The 13,211-nt window shown below is 39.6% G+C and carries 24 protein-coding genes; all 24 read right to left on the reverse strand.

From position 1 onward, the window contains the following. Positions 1-23: 23 nt before the first annotated feature. Positions 24-1,364 (reverse strand): preprotein translocase subunit SecY, encoded by a 1,341-nt coding sequence (gene secY / locus ACGH80_RS05635; protein ID WP_174799329.1) that lies wholly within the window; start codon positions 1,362-1,364, stop codon positions 24-26. An 8-nt stretch (positions 1,365-1,372) separates the two neighbouring features. Then, on the reverse strand, positions 1,373-1,807 hold the full coding sequence (gene rplO / locus ACGH80_RS05640; RefSeq protein WP_174799328.1) for a 50S ribosomal protein L15: 435 nt from the start codon (positions 1,805-1,807) through the stop codon (positions 1,373-1,375). A 5-nt stretch (positions 1,808-1,812) separates the two neighbouring features. Then, positions 1,813-1,992, reverse strand: a complete 180-nt coding sequence (gene rpmD / locus ACGH80_RS05645; protein ID WP_025314400.1) for a 50S ribosomal protein L30 — start codon at positions 1,990-1,992, stop codon at positions 1,813-1,815. A gap of 6 nt (positions 1,993-1,998) precedes the next feature. After that, positions 1,999-2,499 (reverse strand): 30S ribosomal protein S5, encoded by a 501-nt coding sequence (gene rpsE, locus ACGH80_RS05650; RefSeq protein ID WP_034911141.1) that lies wholly within the window; start codon positions 2,497-2,499, stop codon positions 1,999-2,001. A gap of 14 nt (positions 2,500-2,513) precedes the next feature. Next, complete coding sequence (gene rplR / locus ACGH80_RS05655) at positions 2,514-2,867, reverse strand: 50S ribosomal protein L18 (RefSeq protein WP_025314398.1); 354 nt, start codon at positions 2,865-2,867, stop codon at positions 2,514-2,516. Between the two features lie 9 nt (positions 2,868-2,876). Then, positions 2,877-3,410: a 50S ribosomal protein L6 gene (gene rplF / locus ACGH80_RS05660; protein WP_034911144.1), complete on the reverse strand. Its 534-nt coding sequence runs from the start codon at positions 3,408-3,410 to the stop codon at positions 2,877-2,879. A gap of 11 nt (positions 3,411-3,421) precedes the next feature. Then, positions 3,422-3,814: a 30S ribosomal protein S8 gene (gene rpsH / locus ACGH80_RS05665; protein ID WP_034911147.1), complete on the reverse strand. Its 393-nt coding sequence runs from the start codon at positions 3,812-3,814 to the stop codon at positions 3,422-3,424. Between the two features lie 17 nt (positions 3,815-3,831). Next, complete coding sequence (gene rpsN / locus ACGH80_RS05670; protein ID WP_025314395.1) at positions 3,832-4,137, reverse strand: 30S ribosomal protein S14; 306 nt, start codon at positions 4,135-4,137, stop codon at positions 3,832-3,834. Positions 4,138-4,148: 11 nt separating this feature from the next. Beyond that, a complete protein-coding gene (gene rplE, locus ACGH80_RS05675; RefSeq protein WP_025314394.1) occupies positions 4,149-4,688 on the reverse strand; it encodes a 50S ribosomal protein L5 in 540 nt (179 codons plus the stop codon). A 17-nt stretch (positions 4,689-4,705) separates the two neighbouring features. After that, complete coding sequence (gene rplX, locus ACGH80_RS05680) at positions 4,706-5,020, reverse strand: 50S ribosomal protein L24 (protein ID WP_065561017.1); 315 nt, start codon at positions 5,018-5,020, stop codon at positions 4,706-4,708. A gap of 10 nt (positions 5,021-5,030) precedes the next feature. Then, positions 5,031-5,402 (reverse strand): 50S ribosomal protein L14, encoded by a 372-nt coding sequence (gene rplN, locus ACGH80_RS05685; RefSeq protein ID WP_025314392.1) that lies wholly within the window; start codon positions 5,400-5,402, stop codon positions 5,031-5,033. Positions 5,403-5,598: 196 nt separating this feature from the next. Further along, positions 5,599-5,859, reverse strand: a complete 261-nt coding sequence (gene rpsQ, locus ACGH80_RS05690) for a 30S ribosomal protein S17 (RefSeq protein ID WP_034911151.1) — start codon at positions 5,857-5,859, stop codon at positions 5,599-5,601. A gap of 1 nt (position 5,860) precedes the next feature. Next, complete coding sequence (rpmC, locus tag ACGH80_RS05695; RefSeq protein ID WP_034902373.1) at positions 5,861-6,052, reverse strand: 50S ribosomal protein L29; 192 nt, start codon at positions 6,050-6,052, stop codon at positions 5,861-5,863. Further along, complete coding sequence (gene rplP, locus ACGH80_RS05700; protein WP_034911153.1) at positions 6,053-6,463, reverse strand: 50S ribosomal protein L16; 411 nt, start codon at positions 6,461-6,463, stop codon at positions 6,053-6,055. It lies immediately after the preceding gene. Positions 6,464-6,475: 12 nt separating this feature from the next. Next, positions 6,476-7,213, reverse strand: a complete 738-nt coding sequence (rpsC, locus tag ACGH80_RS05705) for a 30S ribosomal protein S3 (RefSeq protein ID WP_065561018.1) — start codon at positions 7,211-7,213, stop codon at positions 6,476-6,478. A gap of 14 nt (positions 7,214-7,227) precedes the next feature. Then, positions 7,228-7,560 carry a 50S ribosomal protein L22 gene (rplV, locus tag ACGH80_RS05710; protein ID WP_034947997.1) on the reverse strand — a complete coding sequence of 111 codons (333 nt, stop codon included), beginning with the start codon at positions 7,558-7,560 and terminating at the stop codon, positions 7,228-7,230. A gap of 13 nt (positions 7,561-7,573) precedes the next feature. Further along, the gene (gene rpsS / locus ACGH80_RS05715) at positions 7,574-7,852 is read right to left on the reverse strand and encodes a 30S ribosomal protein S19 (protein WP_024496505.1); all 279 of its coding nucleotides are present in this window, start codon (positions 7,850-7,852) and stop codon (positions 7,574-7,576) included. A 19-nt stretch (positions 7,853-7,871) separates the two neighbouring features. Next, positions 7,872-8,696: a 50S ribosomal protein L2 gene (rplB, locus tag ACGH80_RS05720; protein ID WP_034911158.1), complete on the reverse strand. Its 825-nt coding sequence runs from the start codon at positions 8,694-8,696 to the stop codon at positions 7,872-7,874. Between the two features lie 18 nt (positions 8,697-8,714). Then, entirely contained in the window at positions 8,715-9,017 is a 303-nt protein-coding gene (gene rplW, locus ACGH80_RS05725) for a 50S ribosomal protein L23 (protein ID WP_034885052.1), read from the reverse strand. Beyond that, positions 9,014-9,616, reverse strand: coding sequence for a 50S ribosomal protein L4 (rplD, locus tag ACGH80_RS05730; RefSeq protein WP_034911160.1), 603 nt, complete (start codon positions 9,614-9,616; stop codon positions 9,014-9,016). The genes rplW and rplD overlap by 4 nt, the downstream gene beginning before the upstream one ends. A 16-nt stretch (positions 9,617-9,632) precedes the next feature. Next, positions 9,633-10,259, reverse strand: coding sequence for a 50S ribosomal protein L3 (rplC, locus tag ACGH80_RS05735; protein WP_034911162.1), 627 nt, complete (start codon positions 10,257-10,259; stop codon positions 9,633-9,635). 31 nt (positions 10,260-10,290) lie between these two features. Beyond that, complete coding sequence (gene rpsJ / locus ACGH80_RS05740; protein WP_006120582.1) at positions 10,291-10,602, reverse strand: 30S ribosomal protein S10; 312 nt, start codon at positions 10,600-10,602, stop codon at positions 10,291-10,293. A 367-nt stretch (positions 10,603-10,969) separates the two neighbouring features. Then, on the reverse strand, positions 10,970-11,308 hold the full coding sequence (gene fdx, locus ACGH80_RS05745; protein ID WP_411630670.1) for an ISC system 2Fe-2S type ferredoxin: 339 nt from the start codon (positions 11,306-11,308) through the stop codon (positions 10,970-10,972). 14 nt (positions 11,309-11,322) lie between these two features. Then, entirely contained in the window at positions 11,323-13,182 is a 1,860-nt protein-coding gene (hscA, locus tag ACGH80_RS05750; RefSeq protein ID WP_411630671.1) for a Fe-S protein assembly chaperone HscA, read from the reverse strand. Positions 13,183-13,211 lie beyond the last annotated feature (29 nt).

Genomic DNA, 13,211 nt, shown 5'->3' on the forward strand with positions numbered 1-13,211 from the left:
TTTCTCCGTAACTTCTGGCTAACTTATCGGCCATAGCCTTTAAGATTCGCTTTCTTTAACACTGACTCATAACGATTTGGCATCATTAAAGTCTGTACTTGTGCCATAAAATCCATGATTACAACAACAACAATTAATAACGATGTCCCACCAAATTGAACTGGAACCTTCATTGCGCTTGTCATAAACATTGGAACCAAACATACAAAAGTAATGTAGATTGCGCCAATTAGCGTTAAACGAGTCATTACCTTGTCAATATACTTAGATGTTTGTTCACCTGGACGGATACCTGGAATAAATGCACCAGATTTTTTTAGCTGATCTGCTGTTTCTCTTGGGTTAAAAACCAATGCTGTATAGAAGAAACAAAAGAAGATAATCGCCGCAGCAAAAAAGATTATGTATAACGGTTGATCATGATTGAAGTATTGACCGATAAGTACAATAAAATATCTCCATCCTTCACCATCTCCTTGGAACCAAGAAGCCATCATTGATGGTAACATAGCAATTGTCGAGGCAAATATCGCTGGAATAACTCCTGCCATATTAATCTTTAATGGTAAGTGTGTACTTTGTGCTGCGTAAACACGACGACCTTGTTGTCGTTGCGCATAGTTAACAACAATTCGTCGCTGACCACGTTCAACAAATACAACAAAATAAGTTACACCAACCACTAATGCAGCAACAACCAATAATAAAATCGGATGCAATGAACCAGAGCGAGCTTGTTCAAGTGTTTCATAAATAGCATGAGGAAGACTTGCCACAATACCAGCAAAGATAATGATAGAAATACCATTACCTACACCTCGTTCGGTGATTTGTTCGCCCAACCACATAAGAAACATAGTGCCAGTAACTAAGCTAACCGATGCGATAAAATAGAAAGAAAATCCTGGATTAATTACAACATGTTCATAACCAGGAATATTTGGTAAACCAGTTGAAATACCAATAGCCTGTACTATTGCTAAAGCAAGTGTGCCATAACGAGTGTACTGACTAATTTTTTTACGACCTGATTCACCTTCTTTCTTCAATTCTGCTAACTTAGGGCTAATTGCCGTTAATAACTGCACGATAATTGATGCGGAAATATAAGGCATTATCCCTAATGCAAAAATTGAAGCACGGCTTAAAGCACCACCAGAGAACATATTGAACATACCAACAATACCGTTTGACGATGCTATTGTTAATAAGTCCGATAACGCTTTTGTATCAATACCAGGAACCGGAATATAAGAACCAAGACGAAAAACAATAAGCGCTAAAAGCACAAACATCAAGCGTCTTTTAAGCTCACCACTACCGCCCCGTGTACTTTGAAAATCTAATCCTGGTTGCTTTGCCATCTTTCTAATTATTCCTCAATTTTTCCGCCAGCAGCTTCAATTGCAGCTTTAGCACCTTTAGTTACTCGAATACCGCGAATAGTTACTGGTTTGGTTACTTCTCCAGATAACATGATTTTTGCATATTCGATATGTGAATTAATCACATTTGCAACTTTTAAGCTATTTAGGTCAACAATATCGCCTTCGACTTTCATCAAATCTGAAAGACGAACTTGAGCTGTAACTTGAGCTTTACGTGAGGTAAAACCAAATTTTGGTAAACGACGATATAAAGGCATTTGACCACCTTCAAAGCCGCGACGAACGCCACCACCTGAACGAGATTTTTGACCTTTAATACCACGAGTACCAGTTTTACCTAATCCTGAACCGATTCCTCGACCCAGACGTTTTGGTGCATGCTTTGAACCTTCAGCAGGAGATAAAGTATTTAAACGCATTACTATTACTCCTCCACTTTAACCATGTAATAAACTTGGTTTACCATACCACGAATTGCAGGAGTATCCTCACGCTCAACAGTATGACCAATACGACGTAATCCTAGACCTACTAATGTCGCTTTATGCTTAGGCAGACGACCTATAGAACTACGAGTTTGTGTAATTTTAATTGTTTTTGCCATGGTTAATTACCCCAAAATTTCTTCGACGGTTTTACCACGTTTAGCAGCAACCATTTCTGGTGATTTCATACTTTCTAAGCCATCAATAGTTGCACGAACCACATTAATTGGGTTAGTAGAACCATATGCTTTAGCTAGAACGTTACGAACTCCAGCAACTTCTAAAACTGCACGCATCGCACCACCGGCGATAATACCAGTACCTTCTGATGCTGGTTGCATATAAACACGAGAGCCTGTGTGAGCACCTTTAACAGGATGCTGTAAAGTATCGTTATTTAAAGCAACATTAATCATATTGCGACGTGCTTTTTCCATTGCTTTTTGGATTGCTGCTGGCACTTCACGTGCTTTACCATATCCAAAACCTACGCGGCCATTACCGTCACCAACAACTGTTAGTGCAGAAAAACTAAAAATACGACCACCTTTTACAGTTTTAGAAACTCGGTTAACTGCGATTAGTTTTTCCTGCAGTTCACCAGCTTGTTTTTCGATGTTTGACATCTTTAACTCCTACCTTAGAACTGTAGGCCAGCTTCGCGAGCAGCATCTGCTAGCGCCTGAACTCGACCATGATATTGGAAACCTGAACGATCAAATGAAACTTCTTTGATATCTTTTGCTAACGCACGTTCAGCAATTGCTTTACCAACTGCTGCTGCAGCGTCTTTGTTTCCTGTGTATTTTAAACTTTCACTGATAGCTTTTTCTAATGTAGAAGCGGCTGCCAGTACTTCTGATCCGTTTGGTGCGATAATCTGCGCATAAATATGACGCGGAGTGCGGTGAACTACCAAGCGAGTTGCAAGTAGTTCATGCATCTTGCGACGCGCTTTAGTTGCACGACGGATACGAGCTGATTTCTTATCCATAGTGTTACCTTACTTTTTCTTAGCTTCTTTAGTACGCACAACTTCATCTGCGTAACGAACACCTTTACCTTTATAAGGTTCAGGACGACGATAAGCACGGATATCAGCAGCTACTTGCCCAATTAACTGTTTATCAGTACTTTTTAATACGATTTCAGTTTGAGATGGACATTCAGCTGTTACACCTGCAGGTAATTGATGTTCAATTGGATGTGAATATCCAAGAGATAAACTAATTGTATTACCTTTCACTTGTGCACGATAACCGACACCAACTAGCTGAAGTTTTTTAGTAAAACCTTCAGTAACACCAATAACCATTGAATTAATCAAAGCACGCGCAGTTCCAGCTTGAGCCCAAGCATCTGCAAAACCATCACGAGGAGCAAATTTAATTTGTCCTTCTTCTTGATTAATCACAACAGCATTATTTATTGTGCGAGATAATTCGCCATTTTTACCTTTAATCGTAATTACCTGACCATTGAGTTTTACCTCTACGCCAGCAGGAACAACGACAGGTGCTTTTGCAACACGAGACATTCTTTTCTCCCTTACGCTACGTAGCAGATAATTTCACCACCAAGACCTGCTTGGCGTGCTGCACGATCAGTCATAACACCTTTAGAAGTAGAAACAACTGCGATACCTAATCCTGCCATAACTTTCGGCAATTCATCTTTACGTTTATAAATACGTAAACCTGGACGGCTAACACGTTTGATACTTTCTACAACAGCTTTACCTTGGAAATATTTTAAAGTAATTTCCAGTTCCGGCTTAGTGTCACCAACAACTTTAAAGTCCCCAATATAACCTTCTTCTTTTAGCACATTGGCAATTGCCACTTTTAGCTTAGAGGAAGGCATGGTGACTGCAACTTTATTCGCAGATTGACCATTACGAATACGGGTCAACATATCTGCTATAGGATCTTGCATGCTCATCTATAACACTCCCCTGATTACCAACTTGCCTTTTTAAGACCAGGAATCTCACCACGCATGGCTGACTCACGAACCTTAATACGGCTTAAACCAAACTTACGAAGGACGCCATGAGGACGACCAGTTTGACGACAACGACGACGTTGACGTGATGGACTAGAATCACGAGGAAGCGTTTGCAATTTAAGCACTGCATTCCAACGATCTTCATCTGATGCATTAAGATCAGAGATAATCGCTTTTAATTCTTGACGCTTTGCAAAATATTTTTCTGCTAGCTTTACGCGTTTCTTATCGCGTTCAATCATTGATTGTTTAGCCATTATGCCCTACCTTACTTACGAAATGGGAAGTTAAAGGCAGATAATAAAGCTCGGCCTTCTTCATCTGATTGTGCAGTAGTGGTGATAGTAATATCTAAACCACGAACACGATCAACTTTGTCATAATCGATTTCAGGGAAAACGATTTGCTCACGAACACCCATGCTATAGTTGCCACGACCATCAAAAGATTTTGCGCTTAAACCGCGAAAATCTCGAGTACGAGGAAGGGCAATATAAACTAGACGCTCAAAAAATTCCCACATACGTTCGCCACGTAAAGTGACTTTACAACCAATAGGATACCCTTGACGGATTTTAAAACCAGCAACTGATTTGCGTGCTTTAGTGACTAGTGGTTTTTGACCACTGATTGCAGCTAAATCTGCAACAGCATTATCTAATAATTTCTTATCAGTAATTGCTTCACCCACACCCATATTCAAGGTGATCTTTTCGATCCGAGGGACTTGCATGACAGATTTGTAGCCAAACTGTTCTTGCAGTTTATTTACTACCTGTGCTTTGTAGTAATCATGCAGTTTCGCCATCGTACACTCCAAATTACTTAATTGATTAATTCATTAGTAGACTTATAAAAACGGACTTTTTTACCGTCTTCAATACGAAAGCCTACGCGATCTGCTTTGCCTGTAGCTGGATTAAAAATTGCCACATTAGAAACATTGATAGCTGCTTCTTTTTCAACAATTCCACCTTCTTGATTTAATGCAGGTACTGGTTTTTGATGTTTTTTCACCAAATTGATACCTTCAACAATCACTTTGCCTGTAGACAAAACACTCTTAACTTTACCGCGTTTACCCTTATCTTTGCCAGTTAACACGATAACTTCATCTTCTCGACGGATTTTCGCTGCCATTACCCGCTCCTTACAGTACTTCTGGTGCTAATGAAATGATCTTCATAAACTTCTCAGAGCGAAGTTCACGAGTGACCGGTCCAAAAATACGCGTACCAATCGGTTGCTCACTGTTATTATTTAAAATAACACAAGCATTGCGATCGAAACGAATGACAGATCCATCAGGGCGACGAACACCTTTTCTAGTGCGCACAACAACAGCTTTAAGTACATCACCTTTTTTAACTTTACCACGCGGAATTGCTTCTTTAATGGTAACTTTGATGATATCGCCTACTGCTGCATAACGACGGTGCGATCCACCGAGAACCTTGATACACATTACGCTACGTGCGCCAGAGTTATCGGCAACATCTAGCCTAGTCTGTTCTTGGATCATTTTAATGCTCCGTATAAATTAATTATTGTCTAATCTACCTTCATCCACCTCAACTACCATGGATAAGAATAGACAACCAAAAACCCACTTACGTGAGGATGCATAGTATAACACCACTCAAATAAAATGGATAGCATAAAATAAACGGCCGTTCAGCCGTTTATTATATTATGTACAGTTTTCAATCAAAAAAAGATTAAATAACTGCTTTTTCAACGATTCGAACAAGAGTCCAAGATTTGGTTTTTGATAATGGACGACACTCTTTAATCTCTACAGTATCACCAATACCACACTCGTTGTTTTCATCATGTACATGCAATTTAGTCGTACGTTTAATGAACTTACCATATAACGGATGCTTCACTTTACGTTCAATAGCTACAGTAATAGATTTATCCATTTTGTCGCTAATAACACGACCTTGCTGAGTACGAATTTTTACTTCAGTAGTCATATTACGCACCCGCCTTTTCAGTTAATAATGTTTTAACACGTGCAATATTACGACGCACTTGTTTTAACATATGAGTCTGTGTTAACTGACCTCCAGCTAATTGCATACGTAAGTTAAATTGCTCACGTAATAAATTAAGAAGTTCAGTATTTAACTCTTCAACGCTTTTTTCGCGTAGCTCTTTTGCTTTCATTTACATCACCGTCTTAATCACAAAGGTGGTTTTAATTGGCAGTTTTGCAGCTGCCAACGCAAATGCTTCACGAGCAACTTCTTCCGGTACACCGTCCATTTCATAAAGGACTTTACCTGGTTGAATCTGAGCAACCCAGTATTCAACGTTACCCTTACCTTTACCCATACGCACTGCAAGTGGTTTTTCGGTAATTGGTTTATCAGGGAAAACTCGAATCCAGATTTTACCTTGACGCTTAACTGCACGAGTCATTGCACGACGTGCTGCTTCGATCTGGCGCGCAGTCAAACGACCACGACCTACAGCCTTAAGACCGAATGTACCGAAACTAACGTCAGTACTTACAGCAAGACCACGATTGCGGCCCTTGTGCACTTTACGGAATTTTGTACGCTTTGGTTGTAACATCAGCGACGCTCCTTATTGTTTTCGGCCTTTTCGCTGCTTTTTCGGTTGAGCAGCAGGTTGTTTTTCTGCTTGTTCAACGGCAGCCATACCACCAAGGATCTCACCTTTGAAGATCCACACTTTAACACCAATAATACCATAGGTAGTTAATGCTTCAGATAAACCATAGTCAATATCAGCTCGTAATGTATGTAAAGGTACACGACCTTCACGATACCATTCGCTACGAGCAATTTCAGCACCGCCTAAACGACCACTTACTTCGACTTTGATACCTTTAGCACCCGCCTTCATTGCATTTTGAACCGCACGTTTCATAGCACGACGGAACATAACACGGCGTTCTAACTGAGAAGTAATGCTATCAGCAACTAATTTAGCATCAAGTTCTGGTTTACGAACTTCAGCAATATTAATTTGTACTGCAACATCACGTTTTTCTCTTTTGTCTTTATATTTATTGACAATAGAAGCTACGGCATTACGTAATTTTTCAACGTCCTCGCCTTTTTTACCAATCACGATACCCGGACGAGCAGTGTGAATAGTAATACGAACGTTAGTTTCTGCTGAACGGTCGATCACAATCTTAGAGATTGACGCTTGAGATAATTCTTTATTTAAGAATTCACGCACTCTAAAATCACTTTCTAAATTATCAGCGAATGTCTTTGTACCCGAATACCATGTAGATGTCCAAGGCTTGACAATGCCTAATCGGATACCATTTGGATTTACTTTTTGACCCATTGCTATTCTCCAGCCTAGCGATCTGAAACGATCACGGTGATGTGACTCGTACGCTTCAAAATTCGATCTGCACGACCTTTCGCACGAGGCATAATACGCTTCATGGTTGGGCCTTCATCTACGAAAATCTTCGCAACTTTTAGATCATCAATATCAGCACCATCGTTATGCTCTGCGTTAGCAATAGCAGACTCTAATACTTTTTTAACAAGTACAGCCGCTTTTTTATTGGTGTACGTTAAAATATCTAGTGCCTGAGACACATTCTTACCGCGAACAAGATCTGCAACTAAGCGAACCTTTTGTGCAGAAGAACGAGCGTGGCGGTACTTTGCAATTGTTTCCATCTCTTTCTCCTACTTATTTCTTCTTAGCTTTCTTATCAGCCGCATGGCCGCGATAAGTACGAGTCGGCGCGAATTCACCCAATTTATGACCAACCATTTCGTCGGAAACATAAACTGGAACGTGCTGACGACCATTATGGACAGCGATGGTCAAACCGATCATGTTAGGAAAGATCGTTGAACGACGGGACCAAGTACGAATTGGTTTCTTGTCCCCGCTTTCCACCGCTTTCTCTACCTTCTTCAGCAAGTGTAGGTCAATAAAAGGACCCTTCTTGAGAGAACGTGGCATAGCTAATCCTCTATATTAATTATTTCTTATTGCGACGGCGAACAATATACTTATCAGTACGTTTGTTGCTACGCGTTTTCAATCCTTTGGCTTTTTGACCCCATGGAGACACAGGATGTTTACCAAAGTTACGACCTTCACCACCACCATGTGGATGGTCTACCGGGTTCATTGCTGTACCACGAACAGTAGGACGAACACCACGCCAACGCGTTGCACCCGCTTTACCTAATACACGAAGCATATGCTCTGAATTACCAACTTCACCAATAGTGGCACGACAATCAGATAATACTTTACGCATTTCACCTGAACGTAGACGTAATGTTACATAAGCACCATCACGCGCAACGATTTGAACATAACTACCAGCAGAGCGAGCAATTTGTCCGCCTTTACCTGGTTTCATTTCAATATTATGCACAGTAGAACCGACTGGGATATTGCGCATTGGTAAACAGTTACCTGTTTTAATTGCTGCATCAACACCAGATTGGATCTGATCACCTGCTTTTAAGCCTTTAGGCGCTAAAATATAACGGCGTTCACCGTCTTTATATAAAACCAATGCAATATTTGCACTACGGTTTGGATCATATTCCAAACGTTCAACAACTGCTGGAATACCATCTTTATTACGCTTAAAGTCAACAATACGATAATGTTGTTTATGACCACCACCAATGTGACGGGTAGTGATACGACCATTATTATTGCGACCACCAGTTTTGCTTTTTGAATCAAGCAACGGTGCATAAGGTTTACCTTTATGCAACTCTGGGTTAACCACTTTAACAACGTGGCGACGACCCGGAGATGTAGGTTTACACTTAACAACTGCCATTGTTCTTACTCCTCCGAATTACTCAGCGACGCCAGCAAGGTCTAAATTTTGACCTTCTGCTAAAGTAACGTAAGCTTTTTTCCAGTCGCTACGGCGACCGATTTGTTGACCACGACGTTTAACTTTACCTTTAACAACAAGTGTATTAACGTCATCTACTTTAACTTCAAATAGTTGTTCAACTGCGGCTTTAATCTCTCTCTTAGTAGCATCTTTAGCAACTTTCAATACTAATGTATTTGTTTTTTCCATTGAAATAGATGCTTTTTCAGAAACATGTGGTGCTCGCAGGACTTTAAGCAGACGCTCTTCACGAATCATGCTAACATCTCCTCTACTTGTTTAACGGCATCAACTGTGATAACCACTTTGTCAAATGCAATCAAACTAACTGGATCAATACCTGCCACATCACGCACATCAACTTTATGTAAGTTACGTGCTGCTAAGAAAAGATTTTCATCAACTTCAGAAGCGATAATAAGAACATCATTAAGATTCATATCGTTTAATTTCTGAGTTAATAATTTAGTCTTAGGTGCTTCAACAGTAAATGTTTCAACCACAACTAAACGTTCTTGACGCACTAATTCAGAGAAAATACTCTTTAATGCACCACGATACATTTTACGGTTAACTTTTTGGCTATGATCTTGTGGTTTTGCTGCAAATGTTACACCACCACTGCGCCAGATTGGGCTCTTAATTGAACCTGAACGAGCACGACCGGTACCTTTTTGACGCCATGGTTTTTTACCTGAACCAGCGATTTCTGCACGAGTTTTTTGTGCGCGAGAACCTTGACGAGCAGCAGATGCATAAGCAACAACTACTTGATGAACTAACGCTTCATTAAACTCACGTCCGAAGGTAGTTTCGGAAACAGAAAGCGCTTTCGCGTCTTTTACTACTAATTCCATCTCTATCTCCTCGACGTTAAGCCTTGATTGCCGGTTTAACAATTACGTCACTATTGATTGCGCCAGGAACTGCACCTTTAATTAATAAAAGATTACGTTCAGCATCAACACGTACAATATCTAAGTTTTGAACAGTTACACGTTCATTACCTAGGTGACCTGCCATTTTACGACCTTTAAACACTTTACCCGGAGTTTGGTTTTGACCAATAGAACCATGACCACGGTGTGCCAAAGAGTTACCATGAGTAGCATCTTGAGTACGGAAATTCCAACGTTTAGTAACGCCAGCAAAACCTTTACCTTTAGATGTTCCAGTAACATCAACTTTCTTAACGTCAGCGAAGATATCAACGTTAATACTTTGACCTACAGAAAATTCGCCTTCTTCAAAACGGAATTCCCATAGACCACGACCAGCTTCAACGCCAGCCTTAGCGAAATGACCTGCTTCAGGTTTGTTTACGCGGCTTGCTTTTTTGCTGCCAGTAGTAACCTGAATAGCTTGATAACCATCATTCTCAAGTGTTTTAACTTGAGTAATGCGGTTGCTTTGAACTTCAACTACGGTGACAGGAATAGAAACACCATCTTCAGTGAAGATACGCGTCATTCCTACTTTACGACCGATTAAACCAATCATTATTTCGACCTCTCAATCATTCAGCTTAGGATTAACCTAAACTGATCTGCACATCAACACCGGCAGCAAGGTCTAGACGCATTAAAGCATCAACTGTTTTTTCAGTTGGCTCAACAATATCAACTAGACGCTTATGAGTGCGAATCTCGTACTGATCACGCGCATCTTTATTTACGTGTGGAGAAATCAATACAGTGAAACGCTCTTTGCGTGTCGGTAATGGAATAGGACCACGAACTTGCGCACCTGTGCGCTTCGCAGTTTCTACAATTTCAGCAGTTGATTGATCAATCAAACGATGATCAAACGCTTTTAACCGGATACGGATTCTTTGGTTCGACATGAGACCAGAGCTCCATTATTTAAAAGTTATAACAAAAGACTACTCCTCTTTCCCTGTTTCGATTGACAGGAGAGTGTAATCCGTTCTTTTTCGTAACCCCCAAATCGGGAGTATTGTTGATATAATTAGCTATTTTTTATATAACAATTATATCTTTTTCTCATTTGCTTACATAAAGGCAATAAACAAAGTGAGCCGATTATACTCTGTTAGTTAACTAACGGCAAGGAATAAATACAGATATTTGGGTTTAAAGATGGGAAGCTTTTTCTGGTTATTAATTTACAATTACCAAATTTCAATCAAATAACCAGATTTAATGTTATTTTTATATTAACCCATAATGGATAATCATTATGATAACTTCCTAATGATCTTCTTTGGCATGATTAAGGCTATATCTTGGGATTTCGACCTCTAAATCTTCATTCGTGACACGAGCTTGACAGCTTAAACGACTATGCAGTTCAACTCCCCAGGCTTTATCTAACATATCATCTTCTTGCTCATCGCTTACTTCAAGCGAATCAAATCCCTTACGCACAATACAGTGGCATGTTGAACAAGCACATGACATTTCACAAGCATGCTCGATTTCAATATCATTGCGCAATGCCACTTCTAAAATGGATTCGCCTTCTTGGGCATCAACAGTTTTTCCATCTGGACAAAGCTCCGTATTCGGTAAAAAAGTAATTTTTGGCATAATAATCTCGTTAGTTAAATATCATCAACGTTATGGCCAGTTAACGCATGTCGAATTGACCTATCCATTCGCTTAGCTGCAAAATTTTGTGTTACTTTATCAACAATTTTAATTTGTTTTTCAATTGCATAACTGTCATTTGACTCACTTACAGCTTGTAATTGATGCTTAGCAATTAAAATATGGTTTAGTTCACTTTCATCTAATAAGTCAGCATCTTTATCTAAAGCACTTTGCAAGCTTTCAAGCACTCTAGCTGCCTCAACTTTTTGTTCAGCAAGTATTCGAATCTGTTTATCTTGCTGTGCGTAACTGATTGAATCTTGAATCATATCGGCAATTTCATTATCAGTCAGTCCATATGAAGGTTTTACTTGGATAGCAGCTTCAATACCCGTTGATTTTTCCATTGCTGTTACACTTAATAAACCATCAGCATCAACTTGGAAAGTCACCCTAATGTGCGCACCACCAGCAGGCATTGCTGGAATACCTTGCAGAGTAAAACGAGCCAAAGATCGACAATCAGCAACACTTTCACGTTCTCCTTGTAAAACATGAACCATCATCGCGGTTTGACCATCTTTAAAAGTTGTAAACTCTTGAGCTCTTGCACACGGAATTGTACTATTACGTGGAATAATTTTTTCGACCAATTCACCCATGATCTCAATGCCTAACGACAATGGGATCACATCAAGCAATAACATATCTGAATCGGGTTTATTGCCAACCAAAATATCGGCCTGAATAGCTGCACCAATAGCAACTACTTTATCAGGATCGATAGATATCAAGGGATTAGTTTTAAAATAATTCCCTACTAATTCTCGCACTAATGGCACACGAGTAGAGCCGCCAACCATAACAACTTCAACTACTTCATCCACATTAATCTCGGCATCTTTCAATGCACGGCGACAAACAGCTAAAGTGCGTTTAACCAATGGCTCAATTAATTGTTGAAATTGCTGGCGAGTAATAGTCAAAGATTGATTATCCAGAGAAAATACAGCTAAATCTTGCTCACTTAATAAAATCTTTATTTCGGTAGCTTGGCTACTGATTTTTTGATTAATATAAGGATCTATATTATTAGTTAATCCTAATTTCTCTTTTATATAGTCAGCAAGTAGCCGATCAAAATCATCACCACCAAGAGCTGAGTCACCACTAGTTGCTAGAACCTCAAAAACACCTTTATTTAAGCGTAAAATAGAAATATCAAAAGTACCGCCACCTAAATCATAAACAGCGATTATACCTTCCTTCCCTGAATCTAAACCGTACGCAATCGCAGCGGCTGTAGGTTCATTAAGTAGGCGCAATACATGCAAGCCAGCTAATTTGGCAGCATCTTTTGTTGCTTGCCGCTGTGCATCATCAAAATAAGCTGGCACAGTAATAACCACACCATCAATTTCACCTTGTAAGCTCTCTTTTGCTCGCTCAGCTAACGCTGTCAAAATTTCTGATGAAACTTGTATTGGATTTACTTTTTCATTAGGCAAATTTAATAAAGGAACACCATTTTCAGTTTGTGAAAAAGTATAAGGAAATTGTGATAAATCTATATCAGATAAACTTCGCCCCATTAATCGCTTAATAGAGCTAACTGTATTTTGCGGATCATTCACAGCATTATCTTTGGCATTTTTTCCAATCGTGATAACAAAGTTATCATCATGATCGATGCCATAATGCACAACGGATGGCAATAGCGGATTACCTTCTAAATCAGGCAATACCTCTGCTTGTCCACTTCGTACCGTTGCTACTAATGAATTAGTTGTACCAAGATCAATTCCTACAGCAAGGCGGCGATGATGTGGTAGTGGAGTTTGTCCTGGTTCGCTGATCTGTAATAATACCATTTAATCTATCTCTATCGATATGTTACTTA

Origin of the sequence: Gilliamella sp. BG1, from assembly GCF_046635625.1 — a bacterium.
GTDB classification, from domain to species: Bacteria; Pseudomonadota; Gammaproteobacteria; order Enterobacterales; family Orbaceae; genus Gilliamella; species Gilliamella bombi.

What these genes read in the sequence shown, in the direction of transcription:
- secY (WP_174799329.1), bottom strand. Translation starts at nt 1,364, where the DNA reads ATGGCAAAGCAACCAGGATTAGATTTTCAAAGTACACGGGGCGGTAGT.
- rplO (WP_174799328.1), bottom strand. Translation starts at nt 1,807, where the DNA reads ATGCGTTTAAATACTTTATCTCCTGCTGAAGGTTCAAAGCATGCACCA.
- rpmD (WP_025314400.1), bottom strand. Translation starts at nt 1,992, where the DNA reads ATGGCAAAAACAATTAAAATTACACAAACTCGTAGTTCTATAGGTCGT.
- rpsE (WP_034911141.1), bottom strand. Translation starts at nt 2,499, where the DNA reads ATGTCAAACATCGAAAAACAAGCTGGTGAACTGCAGGAAAAACTAATC.
- rplR (WP_025314398.1), bottom strand. Translation starts at nt 2,867, where the DNA reads ATGGATAAGAAATCAGCTCGTATCCGTCGTGCAACTAAAGCGCGTCGC.
- rplF (WP_034911144.1), bottom strand. Translation starts at nt 3,410, where the DNA reads ATGTCTCGTGTTGCAAAAGCACCTGTCGTTGTTCCTGCTGGCGTAGAG.
- rpsH (WP_034911147.1), bottom strand. Translation starts at nt 3,814, where the DNA reads ATGAGCATGCAAGATCCTATAGCAGATATGTTGACCCGTATTCGTAAT.
- rpsN (WP_025314395.1), bottom strand. Translation starts at nt 4,137, where the DNA reads ATGGCTAAACAATCAATGATTGAACGCGATAAGAAACGCGTAAAGCTA.
- rplE (WP_025314394.1), bottom strand. Translation starts at nt 4,688, where the DNA reads ATGGCGAAACTGCATGATTACTACAAAGCACAGGTAGTAAATAAACTG.
- rplX (WP_065561017.1), bottom strand. Translation starts at nt 5,020, where the DNA reads ATGGCAGCGAAAATCCGTCGAGAAGATGAAGTTATCGTGTTAACTGGC.
- rplN (WP_025314392.1), bottom strand. Translation starts at nt 5,402, where the DNA reads ATGATCCAAGAACAGACTAGGCTAGATGTTGCCGATAACTCTGGCGCA.
- rpsQ (WP_034911151.1), bottom strand. Translation starts at nt 5,859, where the DNA reads ATGACTACTGAAGTAAAAATTCGTACTCAGCAAGGTCGTGTTATTAGC.
- rpmC (WP_034902373.1), bottom strand. Translation starts at nt 6,052, where the DNA reads ATGAAAGCAAAAGAGCTACGCGAAAAAAGCGTTGAAGAGTTAAATACT.
- rplP (WP_034911153.1), bottom strand. Translation starts at nt 6,463, where the DNA reads ATGTTACAACCAAAGCGTACAAAATTCCGTAAAGTGCACAAGGGCCGC.
- rpsC (WP_065561018.1), bottom strand. Translation starts at nt 7,213, where the DNA reads ATGGGTCAAAAAGTAAATCCAAATGGTATCCGATTAGGCATTGTCAAG.
- rplV (WP_034947997.1), bottom strand. Translation starts at nt 7,560, where the DNA reads ATGGAAACAATTGCAAAGTACCGCCACGCTCGTTCTTCTGCACAAAAG.
- rpsS (WP_024496505.1), bottom strand. Translation starts at nt 7,852, where the DNA reads ATGCCACGTTCTCTCAAGAAGGGTCCTTTTATTGACCTACACTTGCTG.
- rplB (WP_034911158.1), bottom strand. Translation starts at nt 8,696, where the DNA reads ATGGCAGTTGTTAAGTGTAAACCTACATCTCCGGGTCGTCGCCACGTT.
- rplW (WP_034885052.1), bottom strand. Translation starts at nt 9,017, where the DNA reads ATGATTCGTGAAGAGCGTCTGCTTAAAGTCCTGCGAGCACCACATGTT.
- rplD (WP_034911160.1), bottom strand. Translation starts at nt 9,616, where the DNA reads ATGGAATTAGTAGTAAAAGACGCGAAAGCGCTTTCTGTTTCCGAAACT.
- rplC (WP_034911162.1), bottom strand. Translation starts at nt 10,259, where the DNA reads ATGATTGGTTTAATCGGTCGTAAAGTAGGAATGACGCGTATCTTCACT.
- rpsJ (WP_006120582.1), bottom strand. Translation starts at nt 10,602, where the DNA reads ATGTCGAACCAAAGAATCCGTATCCGGTTAAAAGCGTTTGATCATCGT.
- fdx (WP_411630670.1), bottom strand. Translation starts at nt 11,308, where the DNA reads ATGCCAAAAATTACTTTTTTACCGAATACGGAGCTTTGTCCAGATGGA.
- hscA (WP_411630671.1), bottom strand. Translation starts at nt 13,182, where the DNA reads ATGGTATTATTACAGATCAGCGAACCAGGACAAACTCCACTACCACAT.